This is a genomic window from Saliniramus fredricksonii (assembly GCF_900094735.1).
In the GTDB taxonomy this organism is placed as follows: domain Bacteria; phylum Pseudomonadota; class Alphaproteobacteria; order Rhizobiales; family Beijerinckiaceae; genus Saliniramus; species Saliniramus fredricksonii.
The window spans coordinates 618,633-643,635 of the sequence record NZ_FMBM01000002.1 but is presented as its reverse complement, the minus strand read 5'-3'; the positions used below and the strand labels follow the sequence as shown (position 1 = coordinate 643,635).

At 60.1% G+C, this 25,003-nt stretch carries 24 protein-coding genes; 15 read left to right on the top strand and 9 right to left on the bottom strand.

Annotated features, from left to right (window positions below; translation table 11 throughout):
- Positions 1–39: 39 nt before the first annotated feature.
- From GA0071312_RS09660 to GA0071312_RS09650, 3 genes are all read right to left on the bottom strand, one after another.
- Positions 40–351, bottom strand: coding sequence for a hypothetical protein (locus GA0071312_RS09660; protein ID WP_074444798.1), 312 nt, complete (start codon positions 349–351; stop codon positions 40–42).
- Positions 352–759: 408 nt separating this feature from the next.
- Positions 760–1,572 (bottom strand): DNA-processing protein DprA, encoded by an 813-nt coding sequence (locus tag GA0071312_RS09655; protein ID WP_083204476.1) that lies wholly within the window; start codon positions 1,570–1,572, stop codon positions 760–762.
- Between the two features lie 3 nt (positions 1,573–1,575).
- Complete coding sequence (locus GA0071312_RS09650) at positions 1,576–2,451, bottom strand: ComF family protein (protein WP_108721854.1); 876 nt, start codon at positions 2,449–2,451, stop codon at positions 1,576–1,578.
- A gap of 115 nt (positions 2,452–2,566) precedes the next feature.
- On the opposite strand from GA0071312_RS09650, the gene GA0071312_RS09645 reads away from it, so the two are divergent.
- The 6 genes from GA0071312_RS09645 to scpB all read left to right on the top strand — a co-directional run bounded on the left by GA0071312_RS09645 (position 2,567) and on the right by scpB (position 9,794).
- Entirely contained in the window at positions 2,567–2,800 is a 234-nt protein-coding gene (locus GA0071312_RS09645) for an XRE family transcriptional regulator (protein ID WP_074444795.1), read from the top strand.
- 338 nt (positions 2,801–3,138) lie between these two features.
- Positions 3,139–4,905: an arginine--tRNA ligase gene (gene argS, locus GA0071312_RS09640; RefSeq protein ID WP_074444794.1), complete on the top strand. Its 1,767-nt coding sequence runs from the start codon at positions 3,139–3,141 to the stop codon at positions 4,903–4,905.
- 127 nt (positions 4,906–5,032) lie between these two features.
- Positions 5,033–7,039, top strand: coding sequence for an SPOR domain-containing protein (locus GA0071312_RS09635; protein ID WP_074444793.1), 2,007 nt, complete (start codon positions 5,033–5,035; stop codon positions 7,037–7,039).
- Between the two features lie 62 nt (positions 7,040–7,101).
- Positions 7,102–8,115: a beta-N-acetylhexosaminidase gene (gene nagZ, locus GA0071312_RS09630; RefSeq protein ID WP_074444792.1), complete on the top strand. Its 1,014-nt coding sequence runs from the start codon at positions 7,102–7,104 to the stop codon at positions 8,113–8,115.
- Positions 8,116–8,169: 54 nt separating this feature from the next.
- Complete coding sequence (locus tag GA0071312_RS09625; protein ID WP_074444791.1) at positions 8,170–9,012, top strand: segregation and condensation protein A; 843 nt, start codon at positions 8,170–8,172, stop codon at positions 9,010–9,012.
- On the top strand, positions 9,009–9,794 hold the full coding sequence (gene scpB, locus GA0071312_RS09620) for an SMC-Scp complex subunit ScpB (protein ID WP_083204475.1): 786 nt from the start codon (positions 9,009–9,011) through the stop codon (positions 9,792–9,794). Before GA0071312_RS09625 ends, scpB begins: the two co-directional genes overlap by 4 nt.
- 54 nt (positions 9,795–9,848) lie before the next feature.
- Here scpB and GA0071312_RS19665 read toward each other — a convergent pair whose 3' ends face one another.
- Together GA0071312_RS19665 and GA0071312_RS09610 are read right to left on the bottom strand one after the other, a co-directional pair.
- Complete coding sequence (locus tag GA0071312_RS19665) at positions 9,849–11,561, bottom strand: hypothetical protein (RefSeq protein ID WP_131817765.1); 1,713 nt, start codon at positions 11,559–11,561, stop codon at positions 9,849–9,851.
- Between the two features lie 200 nt (positions 11,562–11,761).
- Positions 11,762–12,772 (bottom strand): fumarylacetoacetate hydrolase family protein, encoded by a 1,011-nt coding sequence (locus tag GA0071312_RS09610; RefSeq protein ID WP_074444788.1) that lies wholly within the window; start codon positions 12,770–12,772, stop codon positions 11,762–11,764.
- A 63-nt stretch (positions 12,773–12,835) separates the two neighbouring features.
- On the opposite strand from GA0071312_RS09610, the gene GA0071312_RS09605 reads away from it, so the two are divergent.
- The gene (locus tag GA0071312_RS09605) at positions 12,836–14,074 is read left to right on the top strand and encodes a TRAP transporter substrate-binding protein (protein WP_074444787.1); all 1,239 of its coding nucleotides are present in this window, start codon (positions 12,836–12,838) and stop codon (positions 14,072–14,074) included.
- A 7-nt stretch (positions 14,075–14,081) separates the two neighbouring features.
- On the opposite strand, the gene GA0071312_RS09600 is transcribed toward GA0071312_RS09605, so the two are convergent.
- Both GA0071312_RS09600 and GA0071312_RS09595 read right to left on the bottom strand, forming a co-directional pair.
- Entirely contained in the window at positions 14,082–14,528 is a 447-nt protein-coding gene (locus tag GA0071312_RS09600) for a BLUF domain-containing protein (protein WP_074444786.1), read from the bottom strand.
- Between the two features lie 416 nt (positions 14,529–14,944).
- Positions 14,945–15,418, bottom strand: coding sequence for an iron-sulfur cluster assembly scaffold protein (locus GA0071312_RS09595; protein ID WP_074446056.1), 474 nt, complete (start codon positions 15,416–15,418; stop codon positions 14,945–14,947).
- 194 nt (positions 15,419–15,612) lie between these two features.
- Between GA0071312_RS09595 and folE the strand changes: the two genes are divergently transcribed.
- The 4 genes from folE (at position 15,613) to GA0071312_RS19660 (ending at position 18,011) form a co-directional block, all read left to right on the top strand.
- Complete coding sequence (gene folE / locus GA0071312_RS09590) at positions 15,613–16,260, top strand: GTP cyclohydrolase I FolE (protein WP_074444785.1); 648 nt, start codon at positions 15,613–15,615, stop codon at positions 16,258–16,260.
- Between the two features lie 114 nt (positions 16,261–16,374).
- Entirely contained in the window at positions 16,375–16,803 is a 429-nt protein-coding gene (hisI, locus tag GA0071312_RS09585) for a phosphoribosyl-AMP cyclohydrolase (protein ID WP_074446055.1), read from the top strand.
- Between the two features lie 57 nt (positions 16,804–16,860).
- Complete coding sequence (locus GA0071312_RS09580; protein ID WP_074444784.1) at positions 16,861–17,112, top strand: CopG family ribbon-helix-helix protein; 252 nt, start codon at positions 16,861–16,863, stop codon at positions 17,110–17,112.
- Between the two features lie 293 nt (positions 17,113–17,405).
- Positions 17,406–18,011, top strand: coding sequence for a hypothetical protein (locus GA0071312_RS19660; protein WP_131817764.1), 606 nt, complete (start codon positions 17,406–17,408; stop codon positions 18,009–18,011).
- Positions 18,012–18,398: 387 nt separating this feature from the next.
- Here GA0071312_RS19660 and GA0071312_RS09570 read toward each other — a convergent pair whose 3' ends face one another.
- On the bottom strand, positions 18,399–20,738 hold the full coding sequence (locus GA0071312_RS09570) for a methyl-accepting chemotaxis protein (protein ID WP_165604002.1): 2,340 nt from the start codon (positions 20,736–20,738) through the stop codon (positions 18,399–18,401).
- Between the two features lie 352 nt (positions 20,739–21,090).
- Between GA0071312_RS09570 and GA0071312_RS19655 the strand changes: the two genes are divergently transcribed.
- Positions 21,091–21,381, top strand: a complete 291-nt coding sequence (locus GA0071312_RS19655; RefSeq protein WP_131817763.1) for a hypothetical protein — start codon at positions 21,091–21,093, stop codon at positions 21,379–21,381.
- A 113-nt stretch (positions 21,382–21,494) separates the two neighbouring features.
- Positions 21,495–22,394, top strand: coding sequence for a helix-turn-helix domain-containing protein (locus GA0071312_RS19160; protein ID WP_165604001.1), 900 nt, complete (start codon positions 21,495–21,497; stop codon positions 22,392–22,394).
- Between the two features lie 274 nt (positions 22,395–22,668).
- Here the strand turns inward: GA0071312_RS19160 and GA0071312_RS09560 are convergent, their stop codons facing one another.
- Positions 22,669–23,124 carry a GatB/YqeY domain-containing protein gene (locus GA0071312_RS09560; protein ID WP_074444780.1) on the bottom strand — a complete coding sequence of 152 codons (456 nt, stop codon included), beginning with the start codon at positions 23,122–23,124 and terminating at the stop codon, positions 22,669–22,671.
- Positions 23,125–23,259: 135 nt separating this feature from the next.
- Here GA0071312_RS09560 and carA point away from each other — a divergent pair, with 135 nt between their 5' ends.
- Both carA and GA0071312_RS09550 read left to right on the top strand, forming a co-directional pair.
- Positions 23,260–24,468 (top strand): glutamine-hydrolyzing carbamoyl-phosphate synthase small subunit, encoded by a 1,209-nt coding sequence (gene carA, locus GA0071312_RS09555; protein WP_074444779.1) that lies wholly within the window; start codon positions 23,260–23,262, stop codon positions 24,466–24,468.
- A gap of 132 nt (positions 24,469–24,600) precedes the next feature.
- On the top strand, positions 24,601–24,978 hold the full coding sequence (locus GA0071312_RS09550; RefSeq protein ID WP_074444778.1) for a hypothetical protein: 378 nt from the start codon (positions 24,601–24,603) through the stop codon (positions 24,976–24,978).
- The last annotated feature ends 25 nt before the right edge of the window (positions 24,979–25,003 follow it).

The window sequence follows — 25,003 nt, the reverse complement described above, 5'->3', positions numbered from 1 at the left end:
CCCCGGCCCCCACGGAGGGAGAGGGGAGATCGCGCTGCATCAGCCGCTTCGCCCTCGCCATGTCGGCGGGATCAGCATTGGCTGGTCGTCGTCGAGGGGCAGGCAGGTCGGGGCGTCGTCTGTGGTGGCGGACGGCGTGTGGCGCAGGATGCGGTACTGGCCGGTGGCGTCGCGGTGCACGGTGTAGACGAGTTCGCCATCAGCCTGCGGCGGGGCGCGTCGCCCGCGCAGGATGAGTGCCGTCATGGCGAAGATGAACACCGGCGGGATGACCAGCCACAGCGCCTTGATCCAGTCCGTCAGCGATTGATAGGTGATGAAGAATGCCTGCCAGAATGTTGTCTCGTCCATGCTCGAACTCCCCGAAGACCGGTCCTGAAATCAGGTTCGCGTGGTCACCAGAGGTTCGCTCTGGTGACCGGGGAGTTGGAAAGCCGCCCTCGGACGACCGCACTGGCCTTTAGACCGCAGCCTTGGACATACGCCAGCGCCTCCCCGGCCATGAAGGTCGAGGAGGTGCCTTTTCGGTCGCACCGACCGCTGTGGGAAGGGGTTTCGACGCCCCGGAGCCGGATTTGCCCGGCTCTGTGGCGACAGTAAAACACGTATCAGGCATTGGAAAGAGTGGTTTTGGTTGTATCGGCGTGCAACCAAGCGATCGCCCGGCATCGCCCGTGAGGGAAGAGAGATTCGGCGGGCGTTGCACTGGGTGGCGCGGAGACAACGAGCGACACGCACATCATCTCAATGGCAAAATAATCAGTTGCTGACGGCTTCAATTATCGGGCGGATATTCGGAGCACCGCTTATGCGATCACGCTTCAAGGGCATCGCACCCTCGTCGATCAGGATCCGGTTTCCCGAGCGGGCTTCGTCAATGTCGCTGAAATCAACAGCAAAGACGGGTTTGCGGTAGGCTAGGGCTACCTTTCCGGCATCGAAAGTGCCGCCATTGGACTTTGCCTCGACGACCAGCATCGCGCGGGACAGCCCCATGATAGTCCGGTTTCGACGCATGGCGTTCCAGGACTTCCACGGCGTCTGCAAGGAAAACTGGCTGACGACGAGGATGCGCTCCCAATCCCACAAGCTGCGCAGATCCTTGCGGATCGAAAAACGCGCAAGTCCTTCGGGCAGGACGATGATCGTCTTGCCGCCTGCATCGAGGGCCGCCGCATGGGCGATCTGATCGACACCGCGCGCGTAGCCGGAAACGATCACCTGCCCCTCGTGCGCGAGCATGCCCACGACCTCGCCGGCAATATCGAGTGCACGTGACGAGGCATCGCGCGAGCCGCAGATTCCGACACCGCTTTCCGCGAGAAGCGCGAGATTGCCCAATGCGAAGAGCTGCTGCGGGCGGTCTTCGGCGTAGAGCGCGCTGAGTGAAGGCGGAAACCCGGCATCGTCGGCGTTGCTGTGATAGAGCGCGCGACCGAACTTCCGCTCCAAATCGTCGATAGTGGCGTCGACCCGCGCTGTTTCGTCATCGGCAAGCAAACTCGCCTGTTGCGCCGAAGATGCCGCCTGCCCTGCCAGTGTCTGACGATTATGCCTTGCCGATGCCCACATGGCTCATACGTTGTCCGAGTTGCTCCTCGCCTTGACCATGGCGAGCCCAAAAATACGCCTGGCACCCGCAGCTTTCAACCGTGATGCGACAAACTGCATGGTGCAGCCGCTCTGGTAGAGGTCATCAATCAGAATGACCCGCTTTCCCGCCACTGTCGAGGGATCGACCTGCAAACCCGCCTCTTCCAGAAACGACCATTTCTGGTGCAGCCCGACATCCTTCAGCGATACCTTTTCCGATTGCCATCGCCCCGCGAGACCGACCTCTTTTCGGGATGCTTTTGCGACACCTTCCGCGATCTCGGTCGGGAGGTCGGTCGCCTTGCCCGACGCCGGCGGAACCGCGACGATGATATCAGCATTACGCAGAAACGGCATGTTCTTGACGAAATCCGATGCGCGCGCGATCAGCTCGGTCGTTGCTCCGGCATCATTCTGGTATTTGGCGGCTTTTACCAATTCCCCCAGCTCAGTCTTTTCATCGCCGAGAATATGCATTCCCATGGCGAATGACAGATCCAGATGATCGCGGATGAAGACCGTCTGTCGATGCTCCCCAACGAAGTCTTCGAGCTTCATGGCGACAACTTCGTCCACAGGCGCAAAATAGTTTCCAAAAGGCGTCAGCGTTAATCCAATCCCAAATCGTTTTTGCAGCACCGGACCAATTGTATCAGCAAAAGAAAGAACGAGTTTGTGACTGTAGGAGCGCCCCTCTGGCCACTCTCGCACTGGCTGGTCCTGATTCTCCGTTGCAAAACAAATCCGCCGCGCTCTTCCATCATCGATCATTTTGCGAAAAGCTTCCTCGTTCGGCTCTTTCGGAGCCCCAAGAAACATTTCATCGCTTTCAGCCTCACAAATCCGTTCAGATGACATTTGGCAACTCTCGCGCTAGCTCGTTCGTAAAAGCAATCTATTTATGCATCAGGAGATTGCAAAAGCCCAGCCTCGACGACCAGAATTCCGAGGCGCTGTAACCCGCTCAGCCTCGTTGTTCTGGCGGGCTCACCCCGGGCCGGAATGGTGCCGGCGGGAGAAGGGCCGGCGCATCGCCGACAGGTTGGGAAAGCCGCAATCATGGCTGGCCAAGGTGGAGGGCTGCGAGCGTCGCCTCGACCTCGCCGAATTCATCGCCCTCGCGCGTGCCATGGACATGGAGCCGGCGGCTTTGTTCGATGAGGTGCTACGCGGCTCAGGCAGGGCGGACGCGGCGATGCGCACCTAAAGAGCGGATTTTGCTTCATGGAAACCCCTCTCCCGGGAGAGGGGAGATCGCGCTGGATTGAGCGCTCGGCATGACCGGATGCCCCTCCTGGCGGGGAAGGAATGGGGGGTGGGGAGCGGCGGCGATGCAGATGAACGGCGTTGCCGATTGTCGAAACCGGGCTCACGCCACCCGACACGCCGCTCCCCGCACGCGATTTAAGCCCTGCATCCGCCCCCGGCGCTTGAAGAAACCGGCATCTCGTGACAAGACCGCGCGGTATCAATCGGCGCGCGGGGTGGCTGCGCGCATCCGGCGTCGCGCCAGGCGGGCGTCGACAAAATCGAGACGGGCGTGAGATGAATCTGTTTGCGACTTTCGAGGAGCGCGTGGCGCAGGCGCTGCGGAATCTGCAGCAGGCGGGGGATCTGCCGGGGGATCTGGATATTTCCCGCGCCGTCGTCGAGCCGCCGCGCGATCCCGCCCATGGCGATCTCGCCACCAATGCGGCGATGGTGCTGGCCAAGCCGGCGGGCACCAATCCGCGCGCGCTGGCGGAAAAGATCGCTGCCGATCTGGCGAGCGATCCGCGTATCGTGGCGGCGGAGGTGGCCGGGCCCGGCTTCATCAATCTGCGGCTCGATCCGGCGATCTATCGCGACATGCTGCGTGCGGTGATCCTGCTTGGCGAGGAGTACGGGCGCGGCACTGGCCAGGATACGCGCCCGGTCAATGTCGAATACGTCTCCGCCAATCCCACCGGCCCGATGCATGTCGGCCACGGGCGCGGCGCGGTCTTCGGCGACGCGCTTTGCGCGCTGCTCGCCTTCGCCGGGCATGACGTTTCGCGCGAATATTACATCAACGATGCCGGCGCGCAGGTCGACGTGCTCGCCCGCTCCGCCTTCCTGCGCTACCGCGAGGCGCTCGGCGAGGAGATCGGCGAGATCCCGGAAGGGCTCTATCCGGGCGATTATCTCGTCGGTGTCGGCCAGCAGCTGGCGCAGACCTACGGGCCCGGGCTGCATGATCATACGGAAGCCGAATGGCTGCCGGTCGTGCGCGATGCGGCGATCGAGGCGATGATGGCGATGATCCGCGACGATCTCGCCGCGCTCGACATTCGCCACGACGTGTTCTTCTCCGAGCGCTCGCTCATGGCGGGCGGCACCGATGCGGTGGCCGCCACCATCGCCGATCTGCGCGCACGCGACCTGATCTACGAAGGCCGTCTCCCCCGCCCCAAGGGCGCGCCGGACGAGGATTGGGAGGACCGGGAACAGACGCTTTTCCGCGCCACGGAATTCGGTGATGATGTCGACCGCCCGCTGCTCAAATCCGATGGCTCCTACACCTATTTCGCCGCCGATATCGCGTATCATCGCTCCAAGTTCGAGCGCGGTTTTCCGGTGATGATCGATGTCTGGGGCGCCGATCACGGCGGCTATGTCAAGCGCATGCAGGCGGCGGTGAAGGCCATCACCCGGGGCGAAGGCGCGCTCGACGTCAAGCTGTGCCAGATGGTGCGGCTGCTGCGCGACGGCGAACAGGTGAAGATGTCGAAGCGCTCCGGCGAGTTCGTCACGCTGCGTGAGGTGGTCGACGAGGTCGGCTCCGACGCTGTGCGCTTCATGATGCTCTACCGCAAGAATGATGCGCCACTCGATTTCGATCTGGTGAAGGTGCGCGAGCAATCGAAGGACAACCCGGTCTTCTACGTGCAATACGCCCATGCGCGCTGCCACTCGGTCGCGCGGCAGGCAGCGGAGGCGTTTCCGCAGGCGGATCTGTCCCCCGAGAACCTCGCGACCCGCGCGGCGGCCTCGCAGACGGCGATCGACCCGGCGGAGCTGGAGCTGTTGCGGCGGATCGCGCAATATCCGCGCATCGTCGAAGCCGCCGCAAAAGCGCACGAGCCGCACCGGATCGCGTTCTTCGTCCATGAAATCGCCAGTTTGTTGCATCAGTTCTGGGCGAAGGGCAAAGATTCCACACACTTACGCTTTGTTAACCAAAGCGATGAAGAGTCGAGCCTGGAAAGACTCGCTCTGGCATACGCAATCCGTTGCGTGATCGCCTCGGGTCTTCGTATTCTGGGCGTCGCGGCGCCCGACGAGATGCGCTAGCGGGGCTCCCGCGAGAGCGGGTGGATCATCGGCCCGACGATATCCTCTCCCCGCCGCGCACCGTCGGCACCGCCGGCGAAGGTGAAGGCGGCACGCCGCCTGCGAGGGACGAGGGGCCCGGCCGAACATGAGCGATACGGCGAAGAGACGTCTGGCGATCGACCTCGACGAGATCGAGCGGCAATTGCAACAAAGCGCACCACAACGTGGTGGCGGCAGCGGAAACGGAGCCGGCGCGGGGTCCGGTGACAGTGGCGGCCAGGATCCAGGGGGCACGCCATCGGGCAAACCCGATCCGCTGGCGGAGCTTGCCCGGATCGTCGGGCAGGACGACCCGTTCCGCAGCATTCTCAGCGGCGAACAGGCCGGTACCGAGCCACGCCCCAACGATCCGGATCACGATGCCGTCTTCGGCGATGGCGCCGACGAAACACGTGACCAGCCGGAACCCCCGCCTGCACATCCAGCGGTGCAAGCACAAGCCCCGGTGGGTTATCAAGCCCCGCCGGGTTATCAAGCCCAGCAGGGTTTTGACGACTGGCTGCCCCAGGATGCGCAGCAGGAGCTCCGGGCCGGCGAACAGCCGCCTGCGCCTGCCGTCGGGCCGGTGTCGCCACGGGGCCCGAACGAGTATCGCAATGACGCCCGCGATGACGGCTGGCCGCAAATGTCCGCGCCGATTCCCGCGCCTGGCTCTGCCTACGCGCCGCAGCACCCTCGCGACTGGCAACCATCTCAAGACTGGCAACAGCCGGAATGGCGCGAAGACGATCTCTACGCCGATCCTCGTCGCCCCGATCTGAGCGCGCCACCGGTCTATGCCACCCCGCATCCGGCCGGGCAGACATATGATGGCGGTCATCAGGGCTACGGCGATTACGATGATTACGGCGATGCCCTCGACGATCTCGACAATGCCCCGCGATTGCGCCGTGAGCGGCGCGGCGGTGGCAAGGCGATGATGACGATCGGCGTCGTTCTCGGCGTCGCGGTGATCGGCGTGGCGAGCGCTTTGTATTTCGTGCGCAGTTCCGGCCCTACTGGTGACGGCGCACCACCCCTGATCACGGCCGAAAGCGAGCCGATGCGCGTGGAGCCCGACAATCCGGGCGGTGTCGAGATCCCGGATCAGGACCGCCAGATTTTCGAGCGCTCCACCGAGGATGAAACCCGCGTCGTTGATCGCGAGGAACAGCCCGTCGATATCGGCGAGATCGCGCGCTCCAGTCCGCGCGTCGTCCTGCCGCCGCCGGCCGCAATTCAGGGGCGTGACGGCTCTGCCGATCCGATCGCGGAAGTGCTCGCAGGCACGATGGAATCGCAACCGGACTTCGAGGCGCCGCCAGAAATCTCCGCCGCCGTCGCCGAGCTCGGCGAGCCGCGCCGCGTGCGCACGGTCACGGTGCGCCCCGACGGCACCATCATCCGCAACGGCGACGACGCGCCGCGTGAAACGGCCGCGCTCGATACACCGAGCGCGTTCTCGGCAATGGCCGATGCGAGCGTCCCCGCCCCGGCGACCGAGCGGATGCCCTGGGAGACCGATCCTGCCGAGGATACGGCAGAGGATGTCTCGACGGGAGACGATGCCGTGGCGGCGGCAGATCAGCAGCCGGAGCGCGAGGCCGCCGACGATGCGCTCGCGCCGCTCCTCGTGCAAGATGAGGCACCCGCCGCAGCACAGGGGCAAGCAGCACAGCCCGATATCGCCGATACAACTCCCGAACCCGCCCCGGCGCCGCGCGGTCCGATGGCACTGACGGGCGCCATGCAGATAGCCCCGCAGGCGCAGGAGCAGGAGCAGGAGCAGGAGCAGGAGCAGGAGCAGAGCGCGCCCGCACAATCGCCGCAGCAGACGGCGAGCGTCGCACCGGCGCAGCCGGCGGCTACGGGCGATTATGTCGTCCAGCTCGGCATCAGCAATTCCGAGGATCGCGCCCGGGCGGCCTTCAGCCAGTATCAGAGCCGTTATTCCGGCATTATCGGTGGTGCGGATCCGATCGTGCGGCGGGCGGAGGTCAACGGTAACACCATCTATCGCGTGCGCGTCGGCCCCTATGACCTCTCTTCGGCCAACAGCGTCTGCGACCGGATCAAGGATGCCGGCGGGGATTGCTTTGTCGCCCGCAACTGATGATCAGGCGGCCCGGTGACCAGCCGGGCCGCCTCCCCCGAGACCCTCCACGGAAACTCTGCATGACCCTGTCCGCTGTGATCTACGGATGTTCGGGCCCCGAACTCACGCCGGACGAGGTCGCCTTCTTCCGCGAGACGCGCCCTTTCGGCTTTATCCTGTTTGCGCGCAATATCATCGATCCCGATCAGGTCCGCGCGCTCTGCGCTGCGATGCGCGAGGCTGCCGGCCATGATGCGCCGGTCCTGATCGATCAGGAAGGCGGGCGCGTGCGCCGGCTGCGTCCGCCGCACTGGCTCGACCATCCGCCCGCTGCCAGCTATGGCGAGGCCATCAAGGATCCCGCGCAGCAGATTGCCGCCGTGGCGCTCGGGGCACGGCTGATCGCGCATGAATTGCGCGATCTCGGCATCGACGTCGATTGCCTGCCCTGCCTCGACATTCCCGTCCCCGGCGCCCATGACGTGATCGGCGACCGCGCCTACGGGCATGAACCGCAGATCGTCGGTGCGCTCGGCGGTGCGGCGGCGCGGGGGCTGATGGCGGGTGGCGTCCTGCCCGTGATCAAGCACATACCCGGCCATGGCCGCGCCGGCGTTGACAGCCACCGCGCTCTGCCGGTCGTCGAGACCGACCGGGAGACGCTTGCGGCAACCGATTTCGCACCCTTCAAGGCGCTTTCGCATCTGCCGATGGCGATGACGGCGCATGTCGTTTATACCGCGCTCGACCCGGAGAACTGCGCCACGCTCTCGCAGGTGATCATCAGCGAGATAATCCGGGGCGAGATCGGCTTCGACGGGCTGCTGATGAGCGATGATGTCGGCATGCACGCGCTCGCCGGCGATTTCCGCGAACGCATGCGCGGGCTGTTTGCGGCGGGTTGCGATATCGCGCTGCATTGTTCGGGGGATTTCACCGAGATGCAGGAAGTCGCGCGCGAGACGCCGGCGCTCGCCGGTGAGGCCGCGCGGCGTGCGGATGCCGCGCTCACGCTGCGCAAGGCCCCCGTCGAGGATTTCGATCCTGTGGATGCGCGCGCGCGGCGCGATGCTTTGCTTGCCGGGACGGGCTGATCGGGTGATTCTGCACCGCGCGACAAGGCGCGGGGGCGATTCGCACGAGGTGGCATGGCCGAGATCATCGCATTCGAGGAGGGACGTCCCCGGCGCGAGGCCGCGCCGGATACGGATGCGCTCGTCGTCGATGTCGACGGTTTCGAGGGCCCGCTCGATCTGCTGCTTGAACTCGCCCGGCGTCAGAAGGTCGATCTGACGAAGATCTCGATCCTCGCCCTCGCCGAACAATATCTCGTCTTCATCGAGGAATTGCGCAAGCTGCGCCTCGAACTCGCCGCCGATTATCTCGTCATGGCGGCCTGGCTCGCCTATCTGAAATCGCGGCTGCTCCTGCCAGAGCCGCCGAAGGGCGAGGAGCCCTCCGCCGACGATCTCGCCACCGCGCTGCAATTGCGGCTGCAGCGGCTCGAGACGATCCGCAAGGCGGCGAAGATGCTGGAAGAGCGCCCGCGTCTGGGCCGCGATTTCCACACGCGCGGCGCGCCGGAACCGGTCCGCGTGCGCCACAGGCCGCTCTGGGACGCCACACTCTACGATCTGCTCTCGGCCTATGCCCGCGAGCGCCAGAAGCAGATGTCGTCGCGGGTCACGATGAAACGCCGCACGGTCTGGACGCTGGCCGAAGCGCGCGAGGCGCTGGAGCGGCTGCTTGGTCATGATGTCGGGTCGGACTGGATCGTTCTCGACAGCTATCTGACCGATTACATCGCCAGCCCCGGCCAGCGCGCCACGGTACTGGCTTCGGCACTCTCGGCAACGCTCGAAATGGTACGTGAGGGACGGCTCAACCTGCGCCAGGACGAGGCTTTCGGCTCGCTCTGGGTGCGCCCCGGCAGCGGCAAGCCAGATATCGGGCCACCCACGCCCTCCAAAGGAGAGGCGACCGGATCATGAGCAAGGACGGCAACATGCTCGCCATCGCCGAACGCCTCCATGCGGAACTCGCGCAGGCGCGCGATCTGCTCGAGGGGGTGCGCATCGCCGAGGCCCTGCTCTTCGCCTCCGCCGAACCGCTCGCGGAAGATGAGATCGCGGCGCGCCTGCCGGCGGGTGTCTCCGTCGAGAAGGTGATGGAGGAGATGGTGCGTGCCTATTCCGGGCGCGGCGTGAATTGCGTGTGTATCGCCGGGCGCTGGGCATTGCGCACCGCGCATGATCTCTCCGACGTGCTGGTGCGCGAGGTGCAGGAGCCGCGCAAGCTCTCGCGCGCGGCGATGGAGACGCTGGCCATCATCGCCTATCACCAGCCCGTCACCCGCGCCGAGATCGAGGAGATTCGTGGCGTCTCAACCTCGAAGGGCACGCTCGACACCCTGATCGAGACCGGCTGGGTGCGCCTGCGCGGGCGCCGCCGCTCACCAGGCCGCCCGGTCACCTATGGCACGACACCGAATTTCCTCGATCATTTCGGTCTGGAACAGATCGACGACCTGCCCGGCCTCGAAGAACTCAAGGGCGCCGGCTTCATCGAAGGCCGCATCCCGCCCGGCATGAGCATCCCCTCCCCCTCCGACGCCGAATCCCTGCGCGAAGACGAGGACCCCCTCGACGACAGCGACCTGTTCATGCCGCTCCCGATCGAGGGGGATGACGATGAGGGGGGCGATGACGAGGGGGACGAGGGAGAAGGTGAGGACGAGGAGGATACGCGGGACGGGCGCGGGGGTTCAGCCTGAGCGTAAGGGGTTGCTGCTGCAAGGTTGTGCGATGGGGCGGGCGAGCAATGCATACTACCTTCGTCGCCTGTGCCAGTTCATGTCGCACATCTCAGTCGGCGATTGTGGCGTGATATCGCTGAAGCGCTCCTTCGCCTCGACTATACGCTTTTTGTGGACGTGATCTTCCGGGACGGTCGGAACCGGTATCCCAATACGTTTCATCGCTATCGTGATCGGTTGGATTCTTGTTCCCGTCCCAGTACGAGACATTATGTCTTCCCACATTTCCAATAAGACAGGCTCGCTGATTGATCGCCCCGATGCGCCGACACGGCAAAGTGCGAGAAATTTTTCTTTATCAGATAAGGGTGAAGCGCCGAGGATCACTGGCAATGCCTCTGGCCCAATAAACCCAAGTTTCGTGATTAATCGACGATCCCAGAGATACCTATTTGGTATATCTACCTTATCATATAACGCAACAATTCTGTCACCATATTTTTCGAAGGTATCGGTCGGAGCGGAATGAATCATATCTACAAATAGAGCCATCCGGCGAAAAGCTTCATCTTCATCGGGCCCGACATCAGGCAAGACATCTTCCAAGCCCGTGATTATGATATCGAAATTCTTTCCAATGAAATCGCCGTTATTTACCAGAAAACTGAAGTCCATATCTGCGACTGGTTGTTGTGGATGCGCTATGATATCCATTAACGCAGCAAATTGCACTTTAACTTCTTCACGCTCAATCGCAGTAAGCTGCTTCAACATAGAACTGACATCTTGTGCTCGCCTATCCTGCTGGCGAACAAGCTCAAGGCCCATCGCACGCGCGACATGCGCCATAGTTGAAGAGTGTGGCCTCACTCCAGTCGACAGCGATCGTGAAGTAGAACGATGAAAAAATACTTCACAAGAACCAATAAACGTTTTTCGGTTTTTTCTACAAGAAACGCGCCAAGTTGGGAACAATTTTACCGGCCTAGCTGAACCACCGGAAAAAATATATCGCTCACCATCCGGTGCGATGACTTCGATTTCCATATAATTATAATTCAGCCACCAATGCGTCCTCTCATCCGTTTCAACTTTAATTTCGAATAATGGGCGTTGAGATTTTTCCTTATAAATAAGTACACAAAAATTACTATCAGTAATATTCGAATTTTTATAATATCTATAAACACCTCCTAGGTAGGTTTTAAAATTAACAATTCGCACTTTATCGCGACTTCTTTTATTTATATTCCTAATATGATTGCAATCTTTCCTCTCAATCAATCTACGCGATTCCATGAACAACTCGTCATCGCCAGCCATATGATACGTAATAGGGATATCCGTATTTAAAACAAACCAAGAACTGTCTGAATATAACACCAAATCATTTTCATTAATATCGAATGGAATTTGGACATTCATGTTATTCGAATCATTTTGGGCCCTGAGTGAATAAATAATAAAATACTCTCCAAAAAACAAAGCTGCATAACCTCCAATCATTATTACTGGTGGCAAGAGCCATATCTTTCGAACATTTTTCAAATATACCTCAATAATCATACCTAAAAAAGATAAAGGCACCAGAATCATCGGCAGAAAAACTGACCCAAACACAATAACTACAGCGATAGCCAATAGTGGATATTTAAAAATCAAAGGCAGCCTGAGACCTAGACCTAGCGCCCCCTCCAACAATGGATCAGCAATCATCTGCAACGGCACCAGCGCCAGCGCAAAGCACAGAATCCAAAATGATATCGGGCGAGTTCTATACCCCAAAACACCCTCCTAAAATCGTCGATACAGCGACCTTCCAATGAGGCTACACCATTTTACAATTTTAAAATGCTAAAAATTAAAAATGATTTCCTTGCAAAGGTGAATCGCGCTGCAATCCACAGGAGTGTCCGGAACAGGGGGCGCTGAGATCATCTGGATAACTCCACAGTTTCCAGAATCATTAACAGAGAGAAGCCCCCTCACCCCGCCCGCTCCACAACCTGCTCGATCGCACCGAAAACCGAATGGCCCTTGGCGTCCTTCATTTCGATGCGCACCCTGTCGCCGAAGCGCATGAAGGGCGTGCGGGGCTCGCCGTGGCGCAGGGTCTCGACGGTGCGTTGTTCGGCGATGCAGGAATAGCCGAGGCCGCCTTCCGCAACGGGCAGGCCGGGCCCGCCATCGGCATCGCGGTTGGAGACCGTTCCCGAACCGATGATCGTACCGGCACCGAGCGCGCGGGTGCCTGCGGCATGGGCGATCAGGGTGGGAAAATCGAAGGTCATGTCGGTGCCGGCATCCGGCTTGCCGAAGAGCTGGCCGTTGAGCATGCTCACGAGCGGCAGGTTGAGCCGCCCGCCATCCCAGGCATCGCCAAGACTGTCGGGCGTCACCGCCACGGGCGAGAAGGCGCTCGCGGGCTTGGCGTGGAAGAAGCCGAATCCCTTCGATATCTCGCCCGGGATCAGATTGCGCAGCGAGACATCGTTTGCGAGCATGACAAGCCGGATCGCGGCAGCGCATTCCTCGCGCCCCGCCCCCATCGGCACATCGCCGGTGACGACCGCGATCTCGCCCTCGAAATCGATCCCCCAGGCCTCGTCGGCGAGGCGGATCGGATCGCGCGGGCCCAGAAACCCGTCGGATCCGCCCTGATACATCAGCGGATCGCTCCAGAAACTCTCCGGCATCGCGGCGCCGCGCGCGCGGCGTACGAGATCGACGTGATTGACATAAGCCGAGCCATCCGCCCACTGATAGGCACGCGGCAGCGGCGCGGCGCAATCGTGCTCGTGAAAGCGGAAACTGGGGATGGCTCCACGTTCCAGTTGCCCGGCCAGATCCTGCAGATGCGGCGCGACGGCGTCCCAGTCATCCAGCGCCGCCTGCATGGTCGCGGCGATGCCGCTCGCCTCGGTCGCCCGGGTCAGATCATCGGAGACGACGACGAGGCGTCCGTCGCGGCCTTGTTTGAGGGATGCAATCTTCATGATGCTCGCCTAATCTGGGTGTGATTGCCGGTGGGATTCGGCCTGTCGGGGGGACAGTATAGGATGACCGATCTCGCAAGACGACGTTTTCTCACAGCCGGTGGCCTGATCGCCGCATCGGCGACATTGCCGGGCGCGCGCGCGGCGCGGGCAGACGAGGCGCTGAACCTGCGCATGGCCTATGGCCTGCCGCGCATCCTGACCACGCCCTACGAGGCCGCCGAACGTTTCGCAGCCGACATCGCCGAGGCCAGCGAAGGCGCCATCGCGATTACGCTGACGGACGGGCGCATACGGCTCCCCGCCAGCGCATCCGAGGGCTCGGAGGCAGACGCAGCGGGAAACGTGCCGCAAGATGGGCAGGAAGACGGGCAGGAAGACGGGGAGGAAGACGCGCTGGAGAGCAGCACGCGCGCGATCGAAGCCATCACCGTCGCGCCGACGCCGGAGGTCCTGCTCGACGCCGTCGGCTCCGGGCGCATCGACATGGCCTACATGCCGCTCGATTCCCTCCATGAGCGCGAGCCCGCCCTCGCCTTTGCGGGCGGCGCTCCCTTCGGCCTCAATGCGCGCCAGCATCAGGCGTGGTGGGAACAGGGCGGGGGGCGCGAGAGCATCGACGAAGCGCTCGCCCGGCACGGCTGCATCGCCCTGCCCTGCGGCGGCGCGGGCACGCCGATGGGTGGGTTCTATCCGCGCGAAATAACCGGGCCGGACGATCTCGCCGGCCTGCGCATCCGAATCGACGGGATCGGCGCACAGGTTTTGCGCGAACTCGGCGCCGAGCCGCAAGCAATTCCCGCAGAGGATACGGCACAAGCCTTGCGGGAAGGCGAGATCGAGGCGGCTTGCGGTTTCGGCCCGGTGGATGACGAGATGCTCGACATCCACACCATGGCGCGTTTCTATCACGCCCCCGCCTTCTGGCAGGGCACGGCGAATTTCCATGCGGTGATCAACCTGCAGCTCTGGCGGGCCATGGCGCCCGCCCGGCGCGCGATCATCACCATGGCCGCGCAAGCGACGCATCAGCGGCTGCTGGCCCGCTACGATTACCGCGCCGCCCCAGCATTGCGCCGCCTCGTCATATCCGGGATCGAGTTGCGCTATTTTCCGCAGGAGGTCATGCAGGCTGGCCTCGCCGCGGCGACGCGGGTCCATGACGCCCTCGCACGCCGCGACGCTCTGTATGAACGGGCCTATCGGTCGATGCTGGCCTATCGCACGGACGCGCTGCTGTGGTGGCCGGTGGCCGAACTGTCCTTCGACAGCTTCATGGCACGCTCGCGCGGGGAGCCCTGAGCGGCGATTATGCCGCGCTACGGTTGCGGCGGGCTTCGAGGTCGCGCAGATCGGTGGCGAGCGAAAGGATCTTGCTGCCGGTCATTTTGGTCGGATCGATCGAACCCGAAATGCCGTGCGCGAGATAGATTTCCTCGTGATCGACGCTGCGCATGGCCGAGCCCATGTTCCAGTCGGAAAAATTCCGCTGCGCAATCGGACGCTGCTCAACCAGGGTGACGTCGGCATGGCGCCGGTCGCCGGCAATCCGGCGATAGGTCTCCTCGACGGCATCCTTATCCCCTTCGAGAATCTGCAGAAAATAGGCCTTGTCGAAGATCAGGTATCCGGTCACGCCATTCTCGCCGTTCTTGCGGCGTGCAATTTCCAGGATTTCACGCAGGTTTACGAGCTGGCTGCGATCATCCGCATCGAGCGTGTTCTTGCTGTAATAAACCAACTGGGTCATCGCCATGTTTCTGCTCCGTTGACATATTGTGTTTCTTGCCTGCCGAGAGAGGTAGAGCGCAAAACTTAACAGGAATGAACCAGCTCAATGGCCAAGCTGACCCATTTTTTTACAACTTCAAGGAGAGCACGCAAAAGATGCATATTCAAAAAAACGCCATCAAATACCCCTACGCGCCTTCTTCGGGCCGCATCCCTTTCTGACAAAGGCTTTCGGCTGAGTCGCCCGGGAATTCGCCGAAATCCGTTATGTCGGACTTCGCACATAGCACCACAAAAACTGCAATGAACGATTTGCGTCATTACAATTGGCTTTCCTCAAGGTCATTGGACAATCGCCTCCGCGCGCAAAGGCGCGCGGCAAAGCTGCCGGAAAGGTGGATCGTGGCTTGCAAGAAAGGCCGAGGTTACGGGACGCCCCCGTCAGGACGTGCCGGCTGCCGCCTTCGCACCGGTATCGCCCGCCGCCCGTGCTGCGTCGATCTGGTCGATCGCATCGACGACGGCGTCGAAGGTGAGCAGCGTCGAGGCGTGGCGGGCCTTGAAATCGCGGACGGGTTCGAGGACCTTGAGCTCTTCCCATTTGCCCTGCGGCGGCGGGCCGTTTTCCTTGAGCATGGCCCGCATGGTCGCGCGCAGGTCGCGCAATTCCTGTGCGCTGGATCCGATCACGTTGCGCGCCATCAGCGAGGAGGAGGCCTGGCCGAGCGCGCAGGCCTTCACGTCATGGGCGAAATCACTGACGTGGCCGTCCTCCATGGCGAGATCGACGGTGACCTTGGAGCCGCAGAGCTTCGATACGGCGCTGGCGCGTGCATGCGGCGCCTCGAGCTTGCCGAGACGCGGGATATCTGCCGCGAGTTCGAGGATGCGTTTGTTATAAATATCGTCCAGCATCGCAGATCCGTCTCCGCCGGCATTCCGGCCGCCCTTGTCATTCTCCGCCGATCCGAGCAGGATGCCTGCCCTGTCGTCAAGATAGGCGCTGCGCTTCGAGAAAGCGAGATGCGGCTTTCCGTCGCGATGATTGGTCCGGCTGCGGATGACGCGCGTAAGCATGGCTGTAAGCAGCAAGAAGCGGGAGGCACCACATGGATGCTGTGGTTAAGTCCTTGTCCACGCGTGAGACCTCGGTCGACGCCGACAAGCGGGAAATGCAAAGACCCAGCCGGGAAGAGGCGGAGGCGGCCGTGCGCACGCTGATCCGCTGGGCGGGGGATGATCCGGAGCGCGAGGGGCTGCTGGAGACGCCCAAACGCGTCGCCAAGGCCTATCGCGAATTGTTCGCAGGCTATGAGGAGGATGCGGGCGATGTCCTCGCCAAGGTGTTCGAGGATGTCGAGGGCTATGGCGACATGGTGCTGGTGCGCGACATCCCGTTCCATTCGCATTGCGAGCACCACATGGTGCCCTTCCACGGCAAGGCGCATATCGCTTACTTTCCCTCGCAAGGCGTGGTCGGCCTGTCGAAGCTGGCCCGGCTCGTCGATGTCTATGCCCGGCGCCTCCAGACGCAGGAGACGATGACGGCGCAGATCACCGATGCGATCGAGGATTCGCTGAAACCGCGCGGCATCGCCGTGATGATCGAGGCGGAGCACATGTGCATGTCGATGCGCGGCGTGATGAAGGCGGGCTCCTCGACGGTGACGACGAGCTTCACCGGCATCTTCAAGGACGAGCCGGCGGAGCAGGTCCGCTTCTTCACGCAGCTGCGCGCGGGCAAGGAATACCGCTGACGCATATGAGGATTGCCTTGCGGCTGTTGACTTGTGCCGCGACTTCCCTTTTGTGAAGGCGCTTCGCCTGCGGGCGGGGCGCCTTTGCTCGTACGGGAAGGGATGGAAGCCAGCATGAGCGAGACGCGTTTCGGGAAAGACCTCGACAAATCCACACGCGAAGAGGGTGAAATCTTCGCCCCCCGCTTCAACGCCGACGGCCTGATCACGGCGGTGGCGGTGGATGCCGATACCAAGCGTGTCCTCATGGTCGCCCATATGAACGCAGAAGCGCTGGCCAAAACCCTTGAGACCGGCGAGGCGCATTACTGGTCCCGCTCGCGCAACGAACTCTGGCACAAGGGCGCCACCAGCGGCCAGATCCAGCGCGTCGAGGAAATGCGCGTCGATTGCGACCAGGACGCCATCGAAATGCGCGTCCGCGTCTCCGGCGACGGCAATTGCTGCCACACCGGCCGCCGATCCTGCTTCTATCGCAGGGTGAGCATGGATGAGAGCGGGAAGCCGCGGCTGACGAAGACGGATATGGCGTTTACGGGGTGATGTTTGATCGGGCTCGCCGGGATGCTATGATCTGCGCCGCAACCAACGGAGCCGACCATGCCGCAGCGCGCCGCATCCGAACCGATCACCATCAGCGATGAGCGCATAGCCGAACTCGACGCCCTCGCCCGCGCCACCGACCGCTCCCGCGACGACATCATTGATCAGGCCATCGCACAATATCTCGAAGCCAATAACTGGCAGATGAAGCGCATTGAGGCCGGCATCGACGCGGCGCGTGAGGGCAGGGTCAGGGACGCCGATCGGGTGTTTGCGCGGATTGCGGACAAGCATGGTTGGGCGCGTTGAGGAGATTGGTCTTTGCCGAGCCGGCGGCGGATGATTTGGAAGCGATCGGGGACTATATTGCGCCGGACGACCCCATCCCCGCCAAAACTGTACACCGTGGACAATAGCTATGAAAGATGGTATAAATATCTCCCGCATAGATTGTGAAATCACACCCAATAAATACTAAATTGCCCTCATTCAATGGAGAGGATCCTTTGATACAGTACTTATCAATCGCAATTTCAATATTTGCGTTGCTGATTTCGGGAGCCACTTTATGGCTCACTCATGTTAGACGCGGAAATCTTATGATGACGCAGCCAAACGTAATTTTCTTTGGCCCAGATGGAAACGAAGGTCATTCCAACGGGAAAGAAGATCGAATTTCAAAAATTTACTTACGAACTCTTCTCTACTCGACAGGAAAGAGAGGTATCGTTCTTGAGCATCTTTTTGTTCGGTTGCGACGGGGTGAAACGCAGCAAAATTTCAACATTTGGGTTTTGGGAGAAAGAGAGCTTGCGAGAGGCAGTGGAATCTTTGTCCCCCAAGAAGGCATTGCCGCAAATCATCATTTCTTAGCACCCTCAGACACCCAGAACTTCGATTTTGCGGCAGGCGACTACAAGCTTGAGGTATATGGAAAGGTAGTTGGCAAAAAGAAGCCGATACTTTTGTCAATTATCCAACTTGCAATCGATCGAGACGAAGCAGAGAAGCTTCGAAAAAAAGACTACGGCATCTACTTTGATTGGGGGCCGGACGCTGGGCGCTACCAGAAAAAAATAGAGCCCCGACGACCGCGAACTCTGGATCCCCTAGTAGCGCTTGCGGCGCTTGGCTACGGCAATCCTCCATTTTCTCAGGCAGTTCAGGAGGACACTAAGGCGATGCGTTCACCGAGGACCACAGACTGAAGCTGACACGCCGGCACATGCGCCCTGTCCAAATATTTCCTGCGCAAGGCCCCGATCACCTTGCCCATATCCTTCATGGAGCTCGCGCCCTGCTAGGCGATCTCGGCTTCGACGACGGCGCGAGGATCGCATGTCGGGTGCGACCGCAAGCCGTGGAACTAGCGCATCGAAGGTTGCCTAAAAAGAAATACACACGTAAATATCGTGAAGAACACAAAAAAGAGGCGCTCCGAAGGAGCGCCTCTGATTGGGAAGCCGGGGATCTATTTTGCCGAAGAGATCGCCGATCGTGTCCGGGCCTTTCACTTCTGAAAACAGTGACCGTGCGGGCGCCCGGGAGCCCGAGGGCTGGCATCCCGCAAGCGGAATGCCGGGTGGCATGTTCCTTCAGGCAGCGATGCCGGTCGTTTGATCCATGCTCTTCTCGTCGGTGAATCGGATGGCGCAGGCACCGTCGGTTCGGATGACCTCCGCAGCAGCAACGCTGCCGTTATGCAGTTCGACTTGCACGCGGTCGCCGATGTGCAGGCCCTCGACATGGGAGAGCCTTGCCCCGACCTCACTGATGTCGATCAGGGTGACAGGGATGCGTCGGCCAGCGGCGACGAGCACGATCTCCTGATCGACCCTTCGGCGTATCTGCTCACGGCGATCCCGGACATCTGCGGATACCCCTTCGAGGAATTCATCGACGGCAAGGGACAACGCGCTCCCGACCTGTGAGAGTTCGTCGGAGACCCCCATGACACGACCGGCTTCCTTAGAAGTCGCCTTGATCGCGCCGGCAACGGTATCGACATTGCTGGTCGCGGTCGCGCTGCCATCGGAAGCGACAGCGATCGAATGGGAAATCTCCTTGGTTGCGACATCCTGCTCTTCGACCGCAGAGGCGATCGCCTGCATGAAGCTCTCGATCTCGCGAACCGCATCGTTGATCTCGCTGATCGCAGTCACGCTCGACCGGGTCGATGCCTGCACGGCAGAAACCTGCTCACTGATTTCTGCTGTTGCCCTTGCGGTCTGGCCGGCGAGCGTCTTCACCTCTGCAGCGACGACGGCGAAACCCTTTCCGGCCTCGCCAGCCCTGGCCGCTTCGATGGTCGCGTTGAGAGCCAGGAGATTGGTCTGCTCGGCTATTGCGTTGATCATCTCTACGACGGTGCCGATCCGTTCAGCAGCGTCGGCAAGGCTGGCAACCTCGTTATTCGTCCGCTCTGCGGTCTCGGACGCACGCATGACCACATTCGCCGAACGTTGCGCCTGCTCGGCAATTTCACGAATGGAAGCCGCAAGTTCCTCCGTGGCTGCGGCAACGGATTGTACTTCTGATGACGCCGTCGTCGATGCAATCCGGGCCGAGTCGGCCTGTTCAACCGCCGTCGTCGCGACATTGGTGAGAAGTCCCGCCGTGTCACGCATGGTCTGGGTGCCATCCGTGACCTGGCCCACCGTGCGCGAAATGACCTCGCGAAAATGAGTGATCAGCTTCTCGAGTTGCGCCTGGCGTTGACGCTCGCGGTCACGCTCCAGCTGGGCTTCGCGCTCCAGCCGTTCGCGCGCGATCCCGTTCTCGCGAAACACGGCTACGGCCCGTGTCATGGTTCCGAGCTCATCGCCACGTTCCGCGCCCGCGAGAGAAACGTCAAAGCGCCCCGAGGCAATGGCTTTCATCGATTCGGAGAGATGATCCATCGGGCGCGTCAGGGTGCGCGCAACGAAGTAGCCACCAGCGAGGGCGATCGCCACGAGGACGCCTCCGATCACAAGCATGATGGTTTTCATCTGCGCGAGCGGGGCCATGATCTCATCATGCCCCTGGATGGCCGTTACGGCCCAGTTGGCGCCTTGAAAATTCAACGGTACGGCGGCCTGCAGCGTTGTGATATCGCGATAGCCCGAATCCATGGCGACCCGTGTGTCACCAGCCAGGGCGGCTTCGACGGCTTCGGAGCGCAGACGGGTCGACAGGATGTCGCCATCAGGCGTGAAGCCGGAATCGTTGCGCATCAGACCGTCACGCCCCACGAGGACGGCTTCGCCGGTCTCTCCGAGCCCGCTGCTGCGCGTCATGATCGCATTTATCGCGTCGATCGGCATCTGGAAGACGAGAACGCCCGCCATTTCACCCTGATCCATGACCGGTGTCGAAATGAAGCTCGCCGGCGCATCTGCGCTGGGTCCATAGGGCCTAAAGTCGAAGAAGGACAACTGGCCGGCCTCAGCCGCTCTGGCCGCTCGAAAGGCTTCACCGAGATCCGATTCAGCCCATTCTCCGCCGGATGCGCTGAAATTGGTGGCGTAGTCTTCTTCCTTGAAGACCGAGTAGATCAGGTCGCCTGCATTGTTGAACAGGAAGATGTCGTAATATCCGCGCTCTGTGAGAAGTTCCCGAAACCATGGATGATAACGGGCATGCGCCGCATCATAGGCCAAAGAAACGTCGCCCTGATCGAGCAGATGCTTTTCGCCTGACGGATGCGGGTTATCGTGAATATATGCGCCCTTGAGCAGCGCGGTGACATTTCCACCGATCGCCCCGAAGGCTTCATCAAACACGCCGATAGCCTCGCTGACTGTCGGGTTCGAAGCCACCACGCGCATATCCTGTTCGATCGACGCGAGATAACCCGCGAGCTCGTGAGCGCGTTCGAGGGCGATCGCGCCGAGACGCTGCTCGGTCAATGTCTCGACTGTACTCGCGGCACGCCAGTAACTGCTTGCACCCACGCCTATACCCAGAACCAAAGCGAACCCGGCAATGATGAGTGGAAGCTTTACTCTGATTGGTAGTTTACTTAACATGCTTGATCTCCCAGTTTCAGGAGAATGGTAGAGCGGAATCATAAAAATTTTACATAAATAAATGTATAATATCGGAAAAATGTACGAAGAACGCCCGCGAATGCAACCCGCCTAAATAGATAGATAAGATTTCTCTGCTATAGTGAAATCCATGCGAATGACAATTTCTTGTTTAAAGTACCTTGGCTTGAACATCTTAACTTGCTAATAAGCACCCCTAAAGTGGAGTCATTCCAGCAAATTTCAATCCCTGCATCAGATGGAAGAAGGAACCCGGATGAAGCTCCCTGATTTCAGCCAACGCAACTCCGTTCATACACACGCGCCGACCATGAAGGAGAATCTATTAGAGCGTCCAGCATTTGGCAGATCTTTATTAACTCAATATCTTATTGCGGAGGAAAATCCACATAATCCAGAAATTTCGCTATTTTCCGCTGGAATCGCGCAAATACGCCGAGGAAAATATAAAATTAAAAATTGTTGTTTTAGTTTGAGTTTTATTTTTGATATAAGACGAGATGAATATGCTTGCAAATTTCAAAGAATATATGATTATACAGACTAGACTCGCATCGGCCCTACCGCTTATCACCCCCAAGTACAGACATGCATACGCATCTTCCTTTGCACAAATATAACAAAGTTCACATCAGGAAAGCGAATGGCGGACTGTCATGCTTGGCTGAATTGTACCCAAATTACAAGATAACAAAACCTCGCTCAGAAAGTGATTTTTTCTTCACTGCGAACGCTACATTTATTGGTAATACGAGGATATCTGTCAGAAATTCTGTGCAGATTTTCGCAGAAAATATTGAAAATTGTTTTCTTTGCAAGTATTCTTTTAATGAAAAAGGTTTATTTTCATATAATCACAAAGACACCAACCTTTACAAAGGCAGCTTGATTATTTGTAATATTGATGAGAAATACTCTGTCTCATCTTCTGGGTTAAGCTTCATGCTTCACATGGATAAGGAAAAGCTAATTGAATTTGGGAGAGAATTTCAGCAATTCGAATCAATTAAGATGGCTGACCAGATCTCTAATTTTCAGATTATAGAACAGAATAGCGATTTTCATCTACAAATAAGAAACCTAATTCTTTATTCAATGGATATTTGTGATATGTTTTATACATCAAAAGAATCGGATTTCTCGAAACAATACATTGAAAGAATTTTAATGTTTAAAATTCTTGAACACCTCTTCTATAAAAACAAGCCTAATATAATGGATGAGCATAGTCTGCCTGCACGCAAACATATCACGAAGGCGATTGATTACATTCAGGAGTTTTCAGACAGAACTATAATTCCAGCAGATATTGCTAATTATGTTGGAGTATCGAGCCGATATTTGCAAAAAATTTTTCGCGAAGAAATCGGGATAACGCCGACTCAAGCGATCAAGGAACGAAGACTGGAGTTAGCCTATGAAGCATTGAAGCAATGTGGTGGAAACAATTCAGTCCGCGATATAGCACTGCGCTATGGCTTTACGAATATTGGCGGATTTTCAGGTCTCATTCGCCAAAAGTATGGACGAAGACCATTAGATATAATTCGTTTTGGCTAAAATTCGGCAAGCCATGAACTGAATTTTCCGCATCATGCTTTGACGCGACCGGAGGCCTCGGTCGTATTCTCGCAAAAGCAATGGATTAATTTATAAAAAGCTACCCTCGTTCGGCAAGCAGGTCGGCCTGCCAGTGTCGAATCGGGAGCTTTTAATTGCTATTTTGGCGCAAATACACATCGGACAGCCCAAATCCCCGCGACGCCGTGATGTCCAAACCATCAAAGACTTTCAAGAATTTGGTGACAACATGGATCGGATAAAATCCCCCCCATCACCCCGACAACATCTCCTTCACCACCCCGCTCGCCTTCCCGAAATCCATCCGGCCCGCGTATTTCCCCCGCAAACCCCCGATCACCTTGCCCATATCCTTCATCGAGCTTGCGCCCTGCTCGGCGATTTCGGCTTCGATGGCGGCGCGCATTTCGGATTCGTCGAGTTGTTTGGGGAGGAAGCTCGTGATGATTGCGGCTTCCTCGTTTTCCTGGGCGGCGAGTTCGTCGCGGTTGTTCTCGGCGTAGATGGTGGCCGATTCCTGGCGCTGCTTGATCATCTTCTGCAGCATGGCGAGGATCTCCTCGTCGCTGGCCTCGCCCTTGCCGGCGCCGCGCAGCTCGATGTCCTTGTCCTTGAGGGCGGACTGGATCAGGCGGATGGTGGCGAGCTTGCGCTTTTCGCCGGCGCGCATCGCATCCTTGAGTTCCTGGGTGAAACGTTCGCGCAACATTGAATTCTCCGCATTTCCTGGCCGCGCAGCGTTGACGCCGCCCCGCCGCACCCTTAAGTGACCCATCGACGCAAGCGCCTTATCGGCGCGCGGTCGTACCGCATAATCGTACCGCACATAAGCGAGAAACGAGCCATGTCGCAAGATGATACCGCGCCCACGACCGAATCCGGCTGGCAGGACCTCGCCGCCACGGCTCTTCTCGTGCTGGCCGACGGCACCGTGCTCGAAGGCTTCGGCATCGGTGCGACGGGCGAGGCGGCCGGCGAGGTCTGCTTCAACACGGCGATGACGGGCTATCAGGAAATCCTGACCGACCCCTCCTATGCCGGCCAGATCATCACCTTCACCTTCCCGCATATCGGCAATGTCGGCACCAATGACGAGGATCTGGAGGCGATCGACGCGGTCTCGCCCTCGCCGGTGCGCGGCGTGGTGCTCGCCGCCGCGATCACCCAGCCCTCGAACTGGCGCGCGGCAAGCCATCTCGACGCCTGGCTGAAGGCGCGCGGGCTGATCGGCATCTCCGGCATCGACACCCGCGCCCTCACGGCGCTGATCCGTGATCATGGCATGCAAAACGCCGTCATCGCGCATTCGCCGACCGGCGCTTTCGACGTCGCGGCGCTCAGGCAGAAGGCGGCGCAGCTGCCGGACATGACGGGCCAGGATCTCGTGCCGCTGGTCACGGCGAAGGACGCCTATGAATGGGACGAGACGCCCTGGGAGCTCGGGCGCGGCTATGGCCGGCGCAGCGAGGCGAAAGCCCATGTCGTCGCCATCGATTATGGCGTGAAGCGCAACATCCTGCGGCTTCTGGCCAATGCCGGCTGCCGGGTCACCGTCGTGCCGGCCACCGCGAGCGCCGACGAGATCATGGCCCACAAGCCCGACGGTATCTTTCTCTCGAACGGCCCCGGCGATCCGGCGGCGACGGGGGAATATGCGGTGCCGGTGATCCGTGCGCTCCTGGAGAGGGACGTTCCGGTTTTTGGAATTTGTCTGGGCCACCAGATGCTCGCCCTCGCGCTCGGCCTGAAGACGAAGAAGATGGGCCAGGGCCATCACGGCGCGAACCATCCGGTGAAGGATCACACCACCGGCAAGGTCGAGATCGTCTCGATGAATCACGGCTTCGCCGTCGATGCCGACGACCTGCCCGCCAATGTGCAGGAGACGCATGTCTCGCTCTTCGACGGCTCGAATTCCGGCATCGCGCTGAAGGACAAGCCGGTCTTCTCCGTGCAGCACCACCCGGAAGCCTCCCCCGGTCCGCATGACAGCCATTACCTGTTTGATCGCTTCGTGGGGCTGATGCAGGACCGCGCGCAGGTCACGGCCTGATCCGCGCGGAAGCGCTTGTTGCCGAGGTTGTTGACGGCGCTGGAGGAATCCGGCGCCGTCTCGGTTTCGTTAACCACCGCTTAACCAAGCTCGCGCACGGTGATCCCCAGCCACCGTCAGCGAGTATCCGCCGTGACCAGCACCAGCCTGCCCCTGCCAGCATCGGAGCGCATGCAGCGCGCGCTGCTGGCGCAATTGAGCATCGTGACCGGCGCCGCCTGGGCGCTCGCACTCTATGCCGGCATGCAGGCGCCCTGGGTGAACGACATCATGGCCTTCATCGCCCCGGAAAGCGCGCGCGCCATGAGCACCGGCGCCTATCTCTTCTCGGTGCCGCTGATTCTGCTGCTCGCCCTGGCGGTCACCTATTTCGGGCGCGAAAGCGTCTTTCGCGCGCCCTTCACGCGCAATCCCCGGCTCGCCGGTGCGCTGGCCGGCGGGCTGTTTTCCCTCCTATTCGTGATCTCGCTCATCCGCACGGCCCAGACCCTGCGGCTCGGCGGGGTCTGAACCGGCACCTGCGGGACGCAACAAG

Coding starts and splice junctions, on each gene's coding strand:
- GA0071312_RS09660 (WP_074444798.1), bottom strand. CDS start 351: ATGGACGAGACAACATTCTGGCAGGCATTCTTCATCACCTATCAATCG.
- GA0071312_RS09655 (WP_083204476.1), bottom strand. CDS start 1,572: ATGTGGGCATCGGCAAGGCATAATCGTCAGACACTGGCAGGGCAGGCG.
- GA0071312_RS09650 (WP_108721854.1), bottom strand. CDS start 2,451: ATGTCATCTGAACGGATTTGTGAGGCTGAAAGCGATGAAATGTTTCTT.
- argS (WP_074444794.1), top strand. CDS start 3,139: ATGAATCTGTTTGCGACTTTCGAGGAGCGCGTGGCGCAGGCGCTGCGG.
- GA0071312_RS09635 (WP_074444793.1), top strand. CDS start 5,033: ATGAGCGATACGGCGAAGAGACGTCTGGCGATCGACCTCGACGAGATC.
- nagZ (WP_074444792.1), top strand. CDS start 7,102: ATGACCCTGTCCGCTGTGATCTACGGATGTTCGGGCCCCGAACTCACG.
- GA0071312_RS09625 (WP_074444791.1), top strand. CDS start 8,170: ATGGCCGAGATCATCGCATTCGAGGAGGGACGTCCCCGGCGCGAGGCC.
- scpB (WP_083204475.1), top strand. CDS start 9,009: ATGAGCAAGGACGGCAACATGCTCGCCATCGCCGAACGCCTCCATGCG.
- GA0071312_RS09610 (WP_074444788.1), bottom strand. CDS start 12,772: ATGAAGATTGCATCCCTCAAACAAGGCCGCGACGGACGCCTCGTCGTC.
- GA0071312_RS09605 (WP_074444787.1), top strand. CDS start 12,836: ATGACCGATCTCGCAAGACGACGTTTTCTCACAGCCGGTGGCCTGATC.
- GA0071312_RS09600 (WP_074444786.1), bottom strand. CDS start 14,528: ATGGCGATGACCCAGTTGGTTTATTACAGCAAGAACACGCTCGATGCG.
- GA0071312_RS09595 (WP_074446056.1), bottom strand. CDS start 15,418: ATGCTGGACGATATTTATAACAAACGCATCCTCGAACTCGCGGCAGAT.
- folE (WP_074444785.1), top strand. CDS start 15,613: ATGGATGCTGTGGTTAAGTCCTTGTCCACGCGTGAGACCTCGGTCGAC.
- hisI (WP_074446055.1), top strand. CDS start 16,375: ATGAGCGAGACGCGTTTCGGGAAAGACCTCGACAAATCCACACGCGAA.
- GA0071312_RS09580 (WP_074444784.1), top strand. CDS start 16,861: ATGCCGCAGCGCGCCGCATCCGAACCGATCACCATCAGCGATGAGCGC.
- GA0071312_RS19660 (WP_131817764.1), top strand. CDS start 17,406: ATGACGCAGCCAAACGTAATTTTCTTTGGCCCAGATGGAAACGAAGGT.
- GA0071312_RS19655 (WP_131817763.1), top strand. CDS start 21,091: ATGAAGCTCCCTGATTTCAGCCAACGCAACTCCGTTCATACACACGCG.
- GA0071312_RS09560 (WP_074444780.1), bottom strand. CDS start 23,124: ATGTTGCGCGAACGTTTCACCCAGGAACTCAAGGATGCGATGCGCGCC.
- carA (WP_074444779.1), top strand. CDS start 23,260: ATGTCGCAAGATGATACCGCGCCCACGACCGAATCCGGCTGGCAGGAC.